Annotated in this window: 15 protein-coding genes; 10 read left to right on the forward strand and 5 right to left on the reverse strand. The window is 59.0% G+C overall.

The genetic code is table 11. From position 1 onward, the window contains the following. Together xdhA and F617_RS0109600 are read right to left on the reverse strand one after the other, a co-directional pair. Positions 1-1,470, reverse strand: a complete 1,470-nt coding sequence (gene xdhA, locus F617_RS0109595; protein ID WP_019565170.1) for a xanthine dehydrogenase small subunit — start codon at positions 1,468-1,470, stop codon at positions 1-3. A 124-nt stretch (positions 1,471-1,594) separates the two neighbouring features. Continuing rightward, positions 1,595-2,371, reverse strand: coding sequence for a 3-hydroxybutyrate dehydrogenase (locus F617_RS0109600; protein WP_019565171.1), 777 nt, complete (start codon positions 2,369-2,371; stop codon positions 1,595-1,597). 232 nt (positions 2,372-2,603) lie between these two features. On the opposite strand from F617_RS0109600, the gene F617_RS0109610 reads away from it, so the two are divergent. From F617_RS0109610 to sbmA, 4 genes are all read left to right on the forward strand, one after another. Then, the gene (locus F617_RS0109610) at positions 2,604-3,665 is read left to right on the forward strand and encodes an LLM class flavin-dependent oxidoreductase (RefSeq protein ID WP_003513642.1); all 1,062 of its coding nucleotides are present in this window, start codon (positions 2,604-2,606) and stop codon (positions 3,663-3,665) included. Between the two features lie 54 nt (positions 3,666-3,719). Then, complete coding sequence (map, locus tag F617_RS0109615; protein ID WP_003513640.1) at positions 3,720-4,472, forward strand: type I methionyl aminopeptidase; 753 nt, start codon at positions 3,720-3,722, stop codon at positions 4,470-4,472. Positions 4,473-4,796: 324 nt separating this feature from the next. Beyond that, positions 4,797-5,987: an MFS transporter gene (locus tag F617_RS0109620; RefSeq protein ID WP_019565173.1), complete on the forward strand. Its 1,191-nt coding sequence runs from the start codon at positions 4,797-4,799 to the stop codon at positions 5,985-5,987. Positions 5,988-6,179: 192 nt separating this feature from the next. After that, complete coding sequence (gene sbmA / locus F617_RS0109625; RefSeq protein ID WP_003513636.1) at positions 6,180-7,448, forward strand: peptide antibiotic transporter SbmA; 1,269 nt, start codon at positions 6,180-6,182, stop codon at positions 7,446-7,448. A gap of 56 nt (positions 7,449-7,504) precedes the next feature. On the opposite strand, the gene F617_RS0109630 is transcribed toward sbmA, so the two are convergent. Then, positions 7,505-8,488, reverse strand: coding sequence for a polysaccharide deacetylase family protein (locus F617_RS0109630; protein ID WP_019565175.1), 984 nt, complete (start codon positions 8,486-8,488; stop codon positions 7,505-7,507). 151 nt (positions 8,489-8,639) lie between these two features. Here F617_RS0109630 and F617_RS0109635 point away from each other — a divergent pair, with 151 nt between their 5' ends. The 4 genes from F617_RS0109635 to F617_RS0109650 all read left to right on the forward strand — a co-directional run bounded on the left by F617_RS0109635 (position 8,640) and on the right by F617_RS0109650 (position 12,330). After that, entirely contained in the window at positions 8,640-9,224 is a 585-nt protein-coding gene (locus tag F617_RS0109635) for an NnrU family protein (protein ID WP_003513633.1), read from the forward strand. Between the two features lie 154 nt (positions 9,225-9,378). Further along, positions 9,379-10,050, forward strand: coding sequence for a tetratricopeptide repeat protein (locus tag F617_RS0109640; RefSeq protein ID WP_003513632.1), 672 nt, complete (start codon positions 9,379-9,381; stop codon positions 10,048-10,050). Between the two features lie 33 nt (positions 10,051-10,083). Next, positions 10,084-11,514: a ribosome biogenesis GTPase Der gene (gene der / locus F617_RS0109645; RefSeq protein WP_019565176.1), complete on the forward strand. Its 1,431-nt coding sequence runs from the start codon at positions 10,084-10,086 to the stop codon at positions 11,512-11,514. A 207-nt stretch (positions 11,515-11,721) separates the two neighbouring features. Continuing rightward, positions 11,722-12,330: a DUF2026 family protein gene (locus F617_RS0109650; RefSeq protein WP_019565177.1), complete on the forward strand. Its 609-nt coding sequence runs from the start codon at positions 11,722-11,724 to the stop codon at positions 12,328-12,330. Positions 12,331-12,520: 190 nt separating this feature from the next. Here F617_RS0109650 and F617_RS0109655 read toward each other — a convergent pair whose 3' ends face one another. Continuing rightward, entirely contained in the window at positions 12,521-13,570 is a 1,050-nt protein-coding gene (locus tag F617_RS0109655; protein ID WP_013636642.1) for a bifunctional monoglucosyl/glucuronosyl diacylglycerol synthase, read from the reverse strand. A gap of 210 nt (positions 13,571-13,780) precedes the next feature. Next, positions 13,781-14,701 carry a sugar kinase gene (locus tag F617_RS0109660; RefSeq protein WP_003513625.1) on the reverse strand — a complete coding sequence of 307 codons (921 nt, stop codon included), beginning with the start codon at positions 14,699-14,701 and terminating at the stop codon, positions 13,781-13,783. A gap of 155 nt (positions 14,702-14,856) precedes the next feature. Here F617_RS0109660 and F617_RS0109665 point away from each other — a divergent pair, with 155 nt between their 5' ends. Next, entirely contained in the window at positions 14,857-16,521 is a 1,665-nt protein-coding gene (locus F617_RS0109665; protein ID WP_019565178.1) for an alpha-glucosidase family protein, read from the forward strand. Further along, positions 16,518-16,973 carry an aminoglycoside 6'-N-acetyltransferase gene (gene aac(6'), locus F617_RS0109670; RefSeq protein WP_019565179.1) on the forward strand — a complete coding sequence of 152 codons (456 nt, stop codon included), beginning with the start codon at positions 16,518-16,520 and terminating at the stop codon, positions 16,971-16,973. The genes F617_RS0109665 and aac(6') overlap by 4 nt, the downstream gene beginning before the upstream one ends. Positions 16,974-17,010 lie beyond the last annotated feature (37 nt).

Consider the following 17,010-nt stretch of genomic DNA (forward strand, 5'->3'; position numbering starts at 1 on the left):
TCAAGCCTCCTCCAGCGAGAAGCGGGCAAGTTCCTGCTTTTCCCCTGATGTCTCGAGGAAAAACCGTGTCAGCAAATTCTTGGCTGTGAGTTGCCGGTATTCGGCGGTCGCGCGCCAGTCGGTTAGCGGGGTGAAATCATCGTCCAGCGCATCGCGTGCCGCATCGATCGTTTCCTGAGACCAGGGCTTGCCGAGAAGTGCCGCCTCCAGATGTGCGGCGCGTTTCGGCGTGCCGGCCATACCGCCAAAGGCGATGCGGATGTCTTCGACCGTGCCATCGGCCTCGAGCGTCAGATTGAAGGCGGCGCAGAGAGCGGAGATATCCTCGTCCCGGCGCTTGGAAATCTTGTAGACGGCGTAGTGACTTCCCGGCGTCTGGAACGGAATGAAAAGCTTTTCGACGAATTCGCCGCTCAGCCGGTCCTGTTTGCCATAATCGATGAAATAGCTTTCCAGCGGAAAGGTGCGGCTGCCGGAAGACGAGCGCAAGGTGAGCGTGGCGCCGAGCGCGATCAGGGCCGGGGGCGTGTCGCCGATGGGCGAACCGTTGGCGATGTTGCCGCCGATGGTTCCCATATTGCGCACCTGTTCGCCGCCAAGACGATCGAACAGCCGGGCAAGCGGCGGGAAATGTTCTGCAATGGTCTTGAAGGCCTGGCTGTAGGTGACACCTGCACCGAGCGTCACGCCGTTCTCATCCACGGCAATACCCTGCAGATCGCCGAGGTTGTTGATGAAGATGACAGGGTTAAGCGCCCGCATCTGCTTTGTCACCCACAGGCCGACATCAGTGGAACCGGCAACGATGGTAGCCTTCGGCTCGGCGGCATAGATATCGGTCAATTCAGCAAGCGTTGCCGGGATGATGGTCCGATCTTCGCCGCGGGTAACCGTAATGGTTTCATTGGCGCGGATCGCCCAGAGCCTTGCCATGATATCGGTGCGGTCGCGTTGCAGCGGGTCGAACAGCGCACTCGGGCGGGCGGCTGCAATCTTTTCGGCAGCCCGTACAATCGGCTCGTAACCCGTGCATCGACAGAGATTGCCTTGCAGTGCCTTTTCAATATCGGCGCGGGACGGGTTTTCGCTGGCAAGCCACAGGCCGTAGAGCGACATGATGAAGCCCGGCGTGCAGAAACCGCATTGGGAACCGTGGAAATCCACCATTGCCTGCTGCACGGGGTGAAGCGTGCCATCGCGGCCGGCCAGATGCTCTACCGTCACGATATGGGTTGCATGCAGCGAGCCCAAAAAGCGGATGCAGGCATTGACGCTTTCATAACGCAGCGAGCCATCAACAAGCCGCCCGACCAGCACCGTGCAGGCGCCGCAGTCACCTTCAGCACAGCCTTCTTTCGTCCCGGTCAGCCGTCTTTGAAGGCGGAGATAATCGAGAAGCGTGTCTGTTGGTCCGAAACCCTTAAGCGAAATGGTTTCGCTGTTGAGGATGAAGCTGATCGCGTCGTTCATGCACTGCCTTGCTTTTTGTCCGGTTGAGCCGGTTCCCAATCTGCTATCTATGCACGCCCGCGCGCGCATATCGATTTCCGTTTTGGCAATTCATTGTTTCCAAAACGGAAAGAGATGTCATCGATTATTGCGCTGTCCAGCCGCCATCGACGGAAATATGCGTGCCGGTAATGTTGCTGGCGGCATCGCTTGCCAGAAACAGCGCCGCTGCCGCCACGTCATCGATGGTGACGAATTGCTTTGTCGCCTGCAATTCCAGCATCAGGTCGTTCTTCACCGCCTCTTCGCTGATGCCGCGCACCTTGGCCATTTCCGGTATCTGCTTTTCGACGAGCGGCGTCAGCACATAACCGGGACAGATGGCGTTGACGGTGACGCCCGTCTGCGCAAGCTCTAGCGCCGCCGTCTTCGTCAGGCCCATGATGCCGTGCTTGGCTGCCACATAGGCCGATTTGAACGGCGAGGCGACGAGACCGTGGGCAGAGGCAATGTTGATGATACGGCCTTTGCCGGCCTTCTTCATCAGGGGTATCGCAACGCGCATCGTATGGAAGGAACTGGTCAGATTGATGGCGATCATCCAATCCCACTTTTCCGTCGGAAGCTCCTCGATCGGAGCGATATGCTGAATGCCGGCATTGTTGACGAGCACATCGACCGAACCAAGCTTTTCATGCGCGGAATTGATGAGATCGGCAATCTCGTCCGGTTTCGTCATATCTGCCGGGTGGTAGAGCACACGCCCGCCACTTTCGGCTTCCAGCAAGAGGCGGAGTTTTTCAATTTCGTCTTCGTCGCCGAAGCCATTCAGCACGATATTCGCGCCCTCCCTCGCAAATCTCTGTGCGATGCCAAGGCCGATGCCACTTGTGGAGCCTGTCACGATAACTGTCCGATGCATGCTTTCCCCTTTTTGCATTACTTCGCACATATTTAAGCAGGTTATGCCCAAAGGGGGCGGGCTGGCAATCGCGATTTCGGGCGCGATTTCGGGGGAGGCCGGCATGGGGCATAATGCGCCGGCGTCCATCCACTTTTTCGAAGCTAAGCATCCAGATTTTACGCCAGATTTTGCATTTGTCTGAAGGGCCGTCCGTGCCTATCTCTCAGACAATCAAACAGAGGTATCGTCTATGGAACTCGGTCTTTACACTTTTGCGGATGTCAATCCCAACCCCGCCGATGGCCGTGGGCCGGAAGGTGCGCGCCGGCTGCGCGAACTGCTTGAGGAAATCGAGCTTGCCGATCAGGTCGGACTGGATGTGTTTGGGCTGGGTGAACATCACCGCCCGGACTATGTCGCGTCCTCACCCTCCACCGTGCTTGCGGCGGCGGCGGTGAAGACGAAGAATATCCGCCTGACGAGCGCTGTCTCGGTTCTGAGTTCGGATGATCCGGTCCGGGTCTTCCAGCAATTCTCCACCGTCGATCTCCTGTCGAACGGCCGAGCCGAAATCATGGCCGGGCGCGGTTCCTTCATCGAATCCTACCCCCTGTTCGGTTACGACCTCGAAGACTATGACGTGCTGTTTGCAGAAAAGCTCGATCTGCTCTTGGCGCTGCGCGAGAACGAAATCGTCACCTGGTCCGGCACCAAACATCCGGCCATCAATGGGCGCGGGGTCTATCCGCGTCCTCTTCAGGAGCGTCTGCCGGTCTGGATCGCGGTTGGCGGCACGCCGCAATCGGTGGCGCGGGCCGGCGCCATGGGGCTGCCGGTGGCGCTTGCCATCATCGGCGGCGAATATCGCCGCTTCGCGCCGCTGTTCGATCTCTATCACGAAGCTGCACGCCGGGCGGGGCAGGAAAAGACCAGGCTGCGCACCAGCATCAACGTGCACGGCTTCATTGCCGACACCACCGACAAGGCAGCGGACCAGTTTTACGGACCGCAGGCAGAGGTGATGAACCGCATCGGCCGCGAGCGCGGTTGGGGTCCGACAAACCGCGCGCATTTCGATGCGGCGCGTGGGCCGGAGGGCAACCTCTTTCTTGGAGAACCTGAGCTGGTGGCGGAAAAGATCATCAAGGCGCATGGCGTTTTCAAGAACGACCGTTTCCTGTTGCAGATGGCAATCGGCCTGATGCCGCATGACCAGATCATGCGCGGCATCGAGCTTTATGGTACGAAAGTCGCGCCTGTTGTCAGAAAAGAATTGACGGGGAGTGCCGATCCGGTGAAAGCCACGGCCTGATTATTACCAAGGCGGGCGTCTTCAGACCCGCCATTTAGAACGACGGACAGAAACATGGTCATCTCCACCGACGAAGAACTGGTTTTGCTAAAGGATATCGGTCGCATCTGCGCCGTGGCCATGCAGACCATGGCGGATGCGCTGGAACCCGGTATCACCACGGCCGAACTGGATGCGATCGGCCGAAAGGTACTGGAGGATAACGACGCGCAATCGGCGCCGGAGTTCTGCTACCAGTTTCCCGGCGCGACCTGCATCAGCGTCAACGAAGAGGTTGCGCATGGCATTCCTGGCCCGCGCATCATCAAGGCGGGCGATCTCGTCAATATCGATGTCTCGGCGGTGAAGAGCGGTTTCTTCGGCGATACGGGTTCGTCTTTCGCCGTGCCGCCGGTGAAAAAGGAGATCGAGCGGCTGTGCCGCGATGGCAAGCGCGCCATGTGGACGGGCTTGCAGCAGGTGAAAACCGGTCGGCCCTTTGCCGATATCGGCAATGCCATCGGCTCCTTTGCAAAAAAGAACCGCTACACGCTGATCACCAATCTGGCGAGCCACGGCATTGGCCGCTCCCTGCATGAGGAGCCGAAGGAACTGGCGACCTGGCCGGACAAGGGTGAGCGGCGCATCATGCAGGAGGGCATGGTCTTCACCGTTGAGCCCTTCCTGTCAACGGGTGCCTATTGGGCTGAAGATGGCGACGACGATCCGTGGACGCTCTATAGCGATCCGAGCGCGCCGACCGTGCAGTATGAACATACCGTGGTTGCTACGAAGAACGGCCCGCTGGTGCTGACGCTGGTTGAGTGAGGGGTGAAGACCGCCACTTTACGAGACACCAAGTTTCGTAGCTGAGTGCGCCAATTGCGACGTTTGCCGCATTCGTTGACCTTTCTCCTCCCTCATCCCTGTGCCTGTCACAGGGATCCAGCCAGCCCAAGTCCTTGGGCTGAAAGGACTTCTCTCGCCGCGCGGACGCGCGTCGGCTGGATTCCTGTGACAAGCACAGGAATGAGGGTGGATAAGGATGCGCAGGCAACAAGGTCCTTGCATCTCGTACCAACAAAGACGGCTTATGCTGCCGATCAAAATAACTCGCTTGTTCCGTGGCAGTGCGGTTGCGATAAGCCGTACATGAGCATCGACAAGCCACTTTCCCCCAAACATCTGACTGCACTCGGTTTCGCCGGCGCCTTGATGATGGCGTCCGCCATGGGCTTCGGCCGTTTTTCCTTTACCCCCATTCTTCCCGGCATGATGGCTGATGTTCCGCTATCGGCGGGGGATGCGGGTATCGTCGCGGCTGGAAATTTCGCCGGTTATCTCGCGGGGGCGGTTCTCGCCGCCTATTCATGGGGCTCGGGACGGGAACGGCTGGTCGCCCTTTGCGGCTTGTTTTCCACGGGCGCGTTGCTGCTTGCCATGGCCGCCTTCAACTCCGTTGCGGCCTTCACCCTGATCCGGTTTTTCGCCGGCGTTGCCAGTGCGATGACCATGATCTTCACGTCGCAGATCGTCATCGGCCACGCCATGAAAGCCGGCAAGGACCATATTCAGGCGCTGCATTATGGCGGCGTCGGTGCCGGCATCGCGATTTCCTCGCTTGTGGTCTATCTCATCGGCGTCGTTTTTGATGGCGGCGGTGCCTCCTGGCGGGAGGAGTGGATTGCCGGTGCCGTCTTTTCCTTCGCTACGTTTCTTCTCGTCTGGCGGGTGCTGCCCGCCGGGCCACCCCGGCATGCCTCTGCGCTGTCGGAGCCGCCGCTCAAATGGACGAAGCCGCTTTTTCTGACGACGCTCGCCTATGGGCTGTTCGGCTTCGGTTACGTCATCACCGCCACCTTCATTGTTGCGATTGCCCGCATGGCTGCTGCTGGCGCTTTCGTGGAGTTTCTGGCCTGGTTCGTGACGGGATGTGCCGCCGCCATTTCGCTTTTCCTCTGGAAGCCAGTCTTGAAATCGCAGGGGCTGAAGCGCGCTTTCGTGATCGTGCTTGCTGTGGAAGCCGTCGGCGTCTTCGCTTCCGTCATGCTGCCACCCGTTCCGGGCGTGCTTGCCGGCGGTCTGCTTCTGGGGCTGACCTTCATGGTCATCACCGCCTATGGCCTTCAGCTCGGCCGGGAATTCGCAGGCCCAAGCCCACGCCGCGCCTTTGCCCTGATGACGGCAGCTTTCGGTACTGGACAGATCGTCGGACCACTCGCCGCCGGCTGGATTGCCGAGGTGACGGGAAGTTTTACTGCACCAAGTATTCTAGCCTCTGCCGTGCTTGTCGCCAGCATTCTCCTGATGCTGCCGGTTCTCGCCACGGAGCGGCGGCGCTAAATCCGCCCGGGCATTTTGCGCCTCACAAGGGGCGATTTCAGGGGTTCCTTGCGGGATCGATCCGCCGTTTGCGCCTTACATCTTGTTAAGGTCGTCGCTTCTTCGTTGCTGTGCACAAATTTCTGCCCTAGGTTCGGGCCATCTAGTGCTTCGCCAATAATGGCTGACTTCAAACGCGCGTGAGTTCGAAACGTGTTTCATTCTTTCTTTCCCAAACCTAAATTGTTCTTCACCTCCGCCATCGTCTGGGCTTTTGTCGCCATTCTTGGATGGTACTTCATCGTTGAAGGGCTAGGCAGGTCTTGGGGCTACGTGATGCCCGAGCAAGAACCTTACGATCTCAGCTATTTTCTGGTTCCCGCCAATCTGTTCTTCTACGCCTATCTGGCATTGTGCCTGGTGTTGTTCGGGGCTGTCTGGACCGTTCTCGCCAAGGATCACCCCTGGAAGTTCTGGTCCATATGGGGATCGCTGCTGATTATCGCGGTGACCTATTTCGGCGTTCAGATTTCCGTCGTCATCAACAATTTCCGGCGGCCTTTCGGCGATCTCCTGCAAAATGCGCTGTCAAAACAGCCGGGTATCGAAGTCTGGGATTTTTACAGTCTTCAGATTGTCTTCGCCAAGATCGCCTTTCTCAGCATGGCTGTGTCGATCCTCACGGATTTCTTCACCAGCCATTATATCTTCCGCTGGCGCACCGCGATGAACGACTTCTACATGTCAAAATGGGAAAAGCTGCGCCACATCGAAGGTGCCTCGCAGCGCGTTCAAGAAGATACGATGCGGTTCTCCTCCACGCTGGAGGGGTTGGGTATTACCCTGATCAATTCGGTCATGACGCTTGTTGTGTTTCTGCCGATCCTGTTTGCGCTGTCGTCCTACGTCTCCGAATTGCCGATCCTTGGCGAAGTGCCGCACGCGCTGTTCTGGCTGGCGATTGTCTGGTCCGTGTTCGGCACCGTGCTTCTGGCGACGGTCGGCATCAAGCTGCCCGGCCTGAATTTCCGCAACCAGCGTGTGGAAGCGGCCTATCGCAAGGAACTGGTCTACGGTGAGGATCACGCCGACCGCGCCCAGCCGCCGACTGTCAAGGAGCTTTACTCCAATGTGCGGAAAAACTATTTCCGCATGTATTGGCACTACCTCTACTTCAACGTCGCGCGGTATTTCTACATTCAGGCCGATGCCGTGTTCCTGCTCCTGATGCTTGTTCCCACCATCGTGGCGGGCAAGATCACCTATGGTATCTACCAGCAGATCGCCACGGCCTTCGGTCAGGTCAGTAATTCGTTCCAGTATCTGGTTAATTCCTGGACCACGATCATCGAGCTGCTGTCCATCCACAAACGTCTTGTGGCTTTCGAGGCCGCGATCGATGACAAGCCCCTGCCTGAAATCGACGAGCGTTATCTTCAGCGGGAAGCGGAAGCCGGAGAGCTGGCGGCCAACAAGCCCTGAGGGAAAACAAAAAGGGCGGCCGACTGGCCGCCCTTTTGCATTATACCAGGGGAACCTTAGCCCTCGGTCTTCTGCTTCCTGCGCGCCTTGATGATCGGCATGGCCTCGGCGTAACTCACGCAGGCGACATCGTCCCTGCGGCAGACTTCGCGCAGCAGCCGCTCATAGGCGTTCCAATAGGCGCCGCCATTCATCTTCACGAAATGGAAGCCCATCTGCAGAGGGATGCGTTCGCCATTATACTGCTTGTCGAAAGCGGTGCGGAACGCCGCATAGGCGCGGTCCTCGAATTCCTGCGCGCGGTCCGGCGTCTCGATGCCGATGGAGTGGCGGATGAAGAGGTTGTAGTCCATGGCGATGATCGGGCGATTGCCGGGGCCTTCCGGAACCAGCGGCAGGCCGAAATGTTCGATGCCGTCGCGCTCCACCGGCCAATCCGGCCCCTTGGTGATGCTGGTGGCGTCATAAACGAAGCCGTGTTTCTTCTGGGCTGCGGTCAGCGCCGGCCCCTGCGAAAGATAGGGCGCGCGGAAACCGTCGATGTTTTTCACCATGTCGCGCCAGCCTTCGGGTTCCTCACCCTTCTTGCCAATCATCTGCCAGGCATTTTCCAGCGTGCTGGTGAAGGTGGTGAACTCGCCGTCCCATTGCTCGGCGGTCCATTGGCCGCCATCGAAATGCCCGCAGGTGTGATTGCCGATTTCGTGACCTTCGCGATAGGCCGACCAGATGTTGCGCAGCCGCGTCTCCACCTCTTCCGGCGACTGGCCAAAGCCGACATTGGAGCGCCCGGCCTTCTGGCCGGGGCCCTGATAGGTCTTGGCGCTGGTCTTGCGGTCCATCACCAGCGTGCAGGCAAGGAAATAGGTGAAATGCGCGCCGACCTCCTTCGCCGTCGCACGACTTCTTTCCCACAGCGAATTGTCGCCCGCACCGTCGAAAGAAACGATGACGAGTTGCTTCGGCTTCTCCGCATTTTCGGCAAAAGCGGGAAGGGCAAGGCATAGCGACAGGGAAAAAGCAGTCAATGGGCGAAACATCAGGCATCCGTCATGTGAAACACCGCTGCCTTTTGCGGGTGGAATAAGGCGAAGCTTTGAATAAACTGGCTTTTTTACGTCTTTCAGCCTAATTCCTTTTCTGCGTCGCGGTAATGAGGCCGCATTCCGTTCCACCGGGGGACCGTGTTCCATGCTTTTTCTCGTACTCTGTCTTGCCTTGTTTTTCCTGACGCATCTTTTGAAGGTGTTTGCGCCGCGATTTCGCGCGCAGATGATCGCGAAGATGGGAGAAGGACCGTTCAAGGGCGTCTATTCTCTCGCAAGCCTCATAACGCTCGGTCTCGTCATCTATGCGTTTGGCGAGGCGCGACAGGAAACCGGCGTTCTGTGGAACCCGCCGGTCTGGACGAGCCACCTCGCCGTGACCCTGATGCTGCCCGCGATGATCTGTCTTATCGCCAGCCTCATCCCGGCTGGCCACATCGCAACCAGAACAAAACATCCGCTCATTCTGGCGGTCAAGATCTGGGCGCTCGCCCATCTTCTGGCGAATGGAGAGACCTCTTCGATTCTTCTCTTTGCATCGTTCCTCGCCTGGGGTGTGGTGATGCGGATTTCGCTGAAGCGCCGGGAAAGAGCGGGTGAAAAAGTGGTCCGTCCCTTCGTCTCGGGCCGTTACGATCTGGTGGCCATCGTCGGCGGCATCGTTCTCTGGGGCGCTTTCATCCTGAAACTGCACGAATGGTTGATCGGCGTTCAGCCCATCGCCATGTAGGAAATCAACGTTTCCCCCTTACATATCAGGCAAAATAGGCTAGAAGGCCGACCATGACCCGTCGGCCGGACTTTTGCTGACCCGGGTAAGCGGCTTGGTATGTCTGCGAACGGATGGATCGGCGACGATCTCCGCGCGGGTAACGGAGAATTTGATGGCAAACGAAAATGATACCTTTATCCGCGAAGTGAACGAGCAGATCCGTTCCGAGCAGCTTTCCCGTTTCTGGGGCCGCTACGGTATCGTGGTCGTTGGCGCCGCCGTTCTCGTGGTTGTAGGCGCCGCCGGTGCCGGCATCTACGAATACTGGAACACCAGCCGCGCTTCCAATTCCGGCGACCAGTTCATTGCGGCGCTGAAGCTTGCTTCCGACAACAAGACGGACGAAGCGCTGAAGGCCTTTGCCGATCTTGAAACCTCCGGTCATGGCAATTATCCGGTGCTGGCGAAGTTCCGTTCTGCGACGCTGCTTTCGCAGAAGGGCGATGCGGCCGGCGCCATCGCTGCCTTCACCGCGATCGGCAACGACACGTCTGCCCCGCAGGTCTTCCGCGATACGGCGAAGGTGCGCGCGGCTTGGCTGCTGGTTGACAACGGTACGTATGATCAGGTCGTTGCACTTGCGGAGCCGTTGAGCGGCGAAGGCCAGACCATGCGTGCATCGGCTCGCGAAGCCCTTGGTCTTGCCGCCTACAAGGCTGGCGATTTCGCCAAGGCCAAACAATGGTTCGAGCAGATCGTCAGCGACGCGCAGGCGCCACGCAATGTGACGAACCGCGCGCAGATCATGCTCGACAATATCACTGCTTCGGGCAAAGCTGTCTAACACGGCTTTCCCACCTCCAAGGATTAACAATCAATGAGCTTCACCGTCGCCATAGTCGGGCGCCCCAATGTCGGCAAGTCAACGCTTTTCAACCGTCTGGTCGGAAAGAAGCTGGCGCTTGTCGACGATACGCCGGGCGTGACCCGTGACCGTCGCCCGGGCGACGCGAAGCTTGTCGACCTTCGTTTCACCATCATCGATACCGCCGGTCTGGAGCAATCCGGGCCGGAGACGCTTCAGGGCCGCATGTGGGCGCAGACCGAAGCGGCGATCGACGAAGCCGATGTGACGCTTTTTGTCGTTGACGCCAAGGCAGGCCTGACGCCCGCCGATGAAACGCTGGCCGAAATGCTGCGCCGTCGTGGCAAGCCAGTGGTTCTGGTGGCCAACAAGTCCGAGGCGCGCGGTTCCGATGCGGGCTTCTACGATGCCTTTACGCTTGGTCTTGGCGATCCGTGCGCCATCTCGGCCGAACATGGCCAGGGCATGATCGACCTGCGCGACGCCATCGTCGAGGCGATTGGCGAAGACGTTGCCTTCCCGCCTGAAGTGGATGAGGCGGAGACCGATATCGTTCTTCCGCGCACTGAGCCCGGCAGCGAGGAAGAGGAAGAAGAAGAGCCTGTTTATGACGAGACCAAGCCGCTGCGCGTCGCCATCATCGGCCGACCGAATGCGGGCAAGTCCACCCTAATAAACCGTTTCCTTGGTGAAGACCGTCTGCTAACCGGCCCGGAAGCGGGCATTACCCGCGACAGTATTTCCGTCGAGTGGGACTGGCGCGGCCGCACCATCAAGATGTTCGACACGGCCGGCATGCGCCGCAAGGCCAGGGTGACGGAAAAGCTGGAGAAGCTCTCGGTCGCGGATTCCCTGCGCTCCATTCGTTTCGCCGAAACGGTGGTGATCGTGTTCGACAGCACCATTCCGTTCGAAAAGCAGGACCTGCAGCTGGTCGATCTCGTTATCCGCGAAGGCCGCGCCGCCGTGCTTGCCTTCAACAAATGGGATCTGGTTGAAGATCCGCAGGCGTTTCTGGCCGATCTGCGTGAAAAGACCGAGCGGCTTCTTCCGCAGGCCCGCGGCATTCGCGCCGTGCCGATGTCCGGCCAGACGGGCTATGGCCTTGACCGGTTGATGCAGAACATCATCGATACCGACAAGATCTGGAACCGCCGCATCTCGACCGCCAAGCTCAACCGCTGGCTCGATGCGCAGACCACGCAGCATCCGCCGCCGGCCGTTTCCGGCCGCCGCCTCAAGCTGAAATACATGACGCAGGTAAAGGCGCGCCCTCCGGCCTTCATGATTTCCTGCACCCGACCGGAAGCCATTCCGGAGAGCTACACGCGCTACCTCGTGAACGGTCTGCGCAAGGATTTCGACATGCCGGGCGTGCCGATCCGCTTGCATTATCGTGGCTCGGACAATCCATTCGAGAGCAAGGCGAAGAAGAGGCGGTAATCGGCTGCTGAAAACCTCTCCTCCGTTATTCTCGCGCTAGTCCCGAGAATCTGCAAACTTTCGATTTTGCGACTCGGGAGGTAGATTCTCGGGATAAGCCCGAGGATGACGTCGCGTGGGGCCGAGGTCTCACCAATATCGAGATCGACGGTGAACCGGTCTCTCCCGTTGCCTTCCGATAATCATAAAACTGGCGAGTAAAAAACCATGTTGATCAAGCAGACCGACTATCACCGGATTTACCGCGTCATCAACAGCCTGCTCGTCAACGACAATGCTGACCCGGCTACGGCCTGCATGTATTTCAGCACCTTCGGCGCCTTCATCCTTCAGCAGCATTACAAGGTGAAAGCTGTGCCGAAGGGCGGGCTTGCCGCTTATAATCTTGGTGGAACGGTCATGCTTTTTGCGGACCATCGTGACGATGGTTACGTAACGGGCGCTGGCGATAATTTCCATTGCTGGGTCGAAGCGGAGGGATGGGCGATCGATTTCATGGCGCCCGCTTTTTCGCAGAGCGCACGCGAACTTTCCGTGCCCCCGAAGATGTTTCAGCGTCCGCTATCGGCCATGTCGGCTTCCATCAACGATCTCGATCATTCCGGCGATTTCTTCTACCGCTCCGAGCCGGAAGCCACCGCGCGGCGTTTTGCCGACTGGCACAAACAGGCGATGATCGGCGATCTGGCAAGCGTCGCCGCAAACTGGTTCCGCAAGTCGCCGAAACAGATGTCCCCGTCGCTTTCGGTCACGGAGCGGAACGGCAAGGCGCGGACGGTGCCGCTTTCCGGCCAGGCGCTCGTCGGCGCGTGGTGATCTGAGACGGGATAAGTCTTTGTGAAATTAGGACGGCCAGCGTGATCTCGCGGCAGCCGCCTGACGTCAATCAGCAGCCCGACCCCGTTCTAAAGATAACGGCGGTCGCGTCCAGATCGTCTTGTGACACTCCTGCTTTGTTTCGTCCACCGTTCCCCGATAAAATGTCGGGGATCAATGTGTCTCAACGTCAGGCAAGTCGTGAGCGGGACAAAAGCGGCAGGGATTTTCCGGCGGCGTGAATGACGTTGTCGAGGAATTGCCGCGATGCCTTTTCCCAGCTGTAGCTTTTGGAAAGCGCCAGGGCCTCCTGCGATGAACAATGGAGCGCTGCAAGACACGCGTCGCGAAGATTGTCATTCAGCGCGCCTGCCCCGGGATTGCCGCCGAGAATGTCGATCGGCCCGGTAACGGGGAAGGCGGCCACCGGCACACCGCTCGCCAGCGCTTCCAGAATGGTGTTGCCGAATGTGTCGGTCTTGGACGGGAAAACGAAGACATCGGCCTGCGCATAGGCAGCCGCGAGTTCTTCTCCGGTCTTGATGCCGGTAAACAGCACGTCCGGATATTTTTCCTGCAATTCATGGCGGGCCGGGCCATCGCCGATCACGACCTTCGATCCGGGCAGCTCGAGGTCGAGGAATTCAGGCAGGTTCTTTTCCACCGCCACACGACCGACCGTCATGAAGATCGGTCTTGGCAGATCGAAAGGCAGCGACGTTTTCGGACGTGGATGGAACAGTTCGGCATCGATGCCGCGGCTCCAGCGCTTCAAGTTGCGAACCCCGCGGGCCTCAAGCTCGGTCTCCAGGCTTGGCGTCGCCACCATGCAGGTGTTGCCGCCATTGTGAAACCAGCGCACGAAAGCGTAAAGCCAGCTTTCCGGGATGGGGAAGCGCGCCGCGACATATTCGGGAAAGCGGGTGTGATAGCTGGTGGAAAAACGCATCCTGTTCTTCACGCACCAGCGCCGCGCCATGAAACCCAGCGGACCCTCGGTGGCGATGTGGACGAAGGAGGGCTGGCTTTTTTCAATCTCCGCCGCGACACGGCGATAGCCGGCGACTGACAGGCGGATTTCCGGATAGGTCGGGCAGGGGATGCTGTAGAAACTCTGCGGTGTCACCATGTGCACATCCACGCCCAGCCGCGCGAGTTCCGTATTGGTATTTTCGATGGAACGAACCACGCCGTTGACCTGCGGGTGCCAGGCATCTGTGACAATCGTGATTCTCGTCATGAAACACCGATCCTGCTCGACTGCGCGCGGGCGATTCCCCACCACCCGGCTTCCGCCCGTATATGCGGCGTGCGTGTTACAGGATCATGTCAGGGCGGATAAGGGTAGAGAAGTGTCCTTTGCACACACAAGCTTGCTCTTGTCCGTAATGCCCGCTCCTGGTCATCCCTGTGACAAGCACAGGTATCAGGAAGCCGGTTCCGTCTGGCATCATCCGACCAACGGAAGAAGCTCGGGGCTGATCAGCGCGCCGTGATGGCCGATGACGGTTGCCGCTGCCCGTGCGGCAAAGACGGCGGCGTCATGCGGCGAACTGCCGGTTACATATCGGGCGAGAAACGCGCCGTTGAAACTGTCGCCTGCACTTGTCGTATCCACCACATCCACGGCTTCTACCGCCGGAGCGTGGCTGCGTGCGCCGCTGAAATCGAGTGTCGCACCCTTTGCGCCATCCTTGACGACGATGTTGGCGACGCCGAGCGCACGGTAACGCTCGATTGTGGCCTCGACGGATGTGTCACCGAAATGGCTGGCTTCGTCATCGAAACTTGGCATTACCAGCGTTGCGGCGCGTGCGCCGTTGGTAATCGTCTCCAGCATCGTGTCCTTGTCGGACCAGAGGCGCGGGCGGATGTTCGGGTCGAAGACCACGGGCTTGCCCGCTGCCTTGGCGCGGCGCAGTTCCGCAAGGAAAGTATCTACATCGTGGGGCGAGGCGAGAATGGCGAGCGTGATGCCAGAAAAATAGATGACGTCGGCGCTTTCCACCGTCTTGCGCAGGTGGTCCGCATCTGCTGCGAGTTGCCTTGCTGCGGCTGCGTTGCGCCAATAGCTGAAGGTGCGCTCACCATCCTTGAGGTTGATGAGGTAAAGGCCGGGTGTGCCGCCCTTGATGCGGCGGATTTTTTCCGTGCCGATACCGGCATCTGCAATGAAGGCCAGCATGTCCTGCGAAAGAGGATCGTCGCCGAGTGCCGTGAAATAATCGACGGACCAGTCTTCTGGCAGACAGGCACGTGCATACCATGCCGTATTGAAGGTATCACCGGCAAAACCCTTGCGCAGCAGCCCGTTTCCGGCCTGCGACAGTTCCACCATACATTCGCCAATCGACAGAAACCGTCCGCCCACGCCGTCATCCTCCACTTGCTTTACCTTCGGGATTACGACGACAGGAGGTGCCTGACAAGCCCGCTTCGAGGTGATTTTGGGCATTTGCGAAGTTCCGGTTTACGCAGGGACAGCTGCTTTATATTCTCGGACCAACCCTCATCAGGAGATCGCTCATGCCGACAACCCATGCCCCGGTCCACAAATCCCAAGCGCAATCGGACTGGTGGAAGGGGGCGGTGATCTATCAGGTATATCCGCGATCCTTTCAGGATACGACCGGGGACGGTTACGGCGATCTTGCCGGGGTGACGAAGCGGCTGTCCTACATCGCCTCGCTCGGCGTCGATGCCATCTGGCTCTCGCCTTTCTTTACCTCCCCCATGGCCGATATGGGCTATGACGTTTCCGATTATTGCAATGTCGATCCGATGTTCGGCACGCTTGCCGATTTCGATGCATTGATGGCCGAGGCGCACCGGCTGGGGCTGAAAGTTATCATCGACCAGGTGATTTCGCATACATCCGATAAGCACCCCTGGTTCGTGGACAGCCGTGCAAGCCGCATCAACAGCAAGGCGGACTGGTATGTCTGGGCCAATCCCAAACCGGATGGCACGGCGCCCACCAACTGGCTTTCCGTGTTCGGCGGGCCGGCATGGGAATGGGATGGCGTGCGCAAGCAATATTACATGCACAGCTTTCTCGCCTCGCAGCCGGATCTCAATTTTCACAATCCGGATGTTCAGGATGCGCTTCTGGAAACCGTACGGTTCTGGCTCGATCGCGGCGTGGACGGTTTTCGTCTCGATACCGTCAATCACTATTTCCACGACAAGCTGTTGCGCGACAACCCGCCGCTTTTGGACGACGAAAGCTTTGGTCTCGATGCGTCCGACGTCAATCCTTACGGCATGCAGGATCATCTCTACGACAAGACGCGGCCGGAAAACGTGGCCTTCCTCCAGCGCTTCCGCGCGCTTCTCGATGAATATGAGGGCCGCGCCACCGTGGGCGAGGTGGGGGACGGCGCACGCTCGCTGAAGACGGTCGCGGCCTACACATCCGGCAATGACAAACTCAACATGTGCTATACCTTCGATCTGCTTGGCCCGGATTTCAGCGCAAAACACCTGCGGGGCTCGGTCGAGACCTTTGGCAAGGTGGTGACGGATGGCTGGGTGTGCTGGGCCTTTTCCAACCACGATGTGGTGCGCCATCTGAGCCGGTTTTCCGAAGGCTCCGAGGAGCAGACGCGGGTTGCGAAGCTCGCCATCTGCGTTCTCGCCAGCCTGCGCGGCTCTATATGTCTGTATCAGGGTGAGGAGCTGGGCCTGACCGAGGCCGAACTGGCCTTCGAGGATTTGCGTGACCCCTACGGCATTCGCTTCTGGCCCGCCTTCAAGGGGCGTGACGGGTGCCGCACGCCGATGGTGTGGGAAACCGGCAAGCCGAATGCGGGTTTTTCAAGCGCGGAAAAGCCGTGGCTGCCGGTGCCCTATGCCCACGCCATGCAGGCGGCGGATGCGCAGGAGCGCAAGCCGGACTCGGTTCTTAACCACTACCGCGCGGTCTTGTCCTTCCGCAAAACCCATGGAGCATTGCGCGACGGCGATATGGACTTCATCAAGACCAATCTCGATGTGCTGGCCTTCACGCGCCACAAGGGTGACGAAAAACTGCTGTTCGTTTTCAACCTGACCCGTGAGGCGGTGGAATTTCCTATCCCGAAGGGTATGGAGGTCACGGATATCCTGCCGATGCCGGGTTTTGAGCCGCTGTTCGACGCCGGGATCGTGAAGCTTGAGGGGTTGGACGTGTTTTGCGGGGTCGTCGCTTGAGCCTGAAATTTTCCATCAGGGACGCCGCAGCATCTCTGGACGACTGGTCCCTTTTGCGCCACCGTTTATGGCCCGATGCCTCTGTTGCCGAACATAGGGCTGAATTGCAGAACCTCTCCGACAACGACGCCGGTTTCATTGCCTATGATCTGGTCGGAATGGCCATCGGTTTCGCCGACGTCAGCCTCCGGCGGGATTATGTCAACGGATGCGATACATCGCCTGTTGCGTTTCTCGAAGGCGTTTATGTGGAAGAAGAATTCCGCGGTCAGGGCGTTGCCGCGGCATTGATCGCCGAGGTCACCCGCTGGGCGATCAGCAAGGGTGTGAGCGAGCTTGCCTCCGATGCCGATATTGCCAATATCGATTCACACCGCATGCATGCGGCGCTGGGGTTTGAGGAGACCGAACGGGTGGTTTATTTCCGCAAGCTGCTGCCATCGCATTCATGACTTGCCGATGCTGTAAGTCAGCCGATTTAGCAATCCG

The sequence above is a fragment of the Agrobacterium sp. 10MFCol1.1 genome (genome assembly GCF_000381165.1).
GTDB lineage: Bacteria > Pseudomonadota > Alphaproteobacteria > Rhizobiales > Rhizobiaceae > Agrobacterium > Agrobacterium tumefaciens.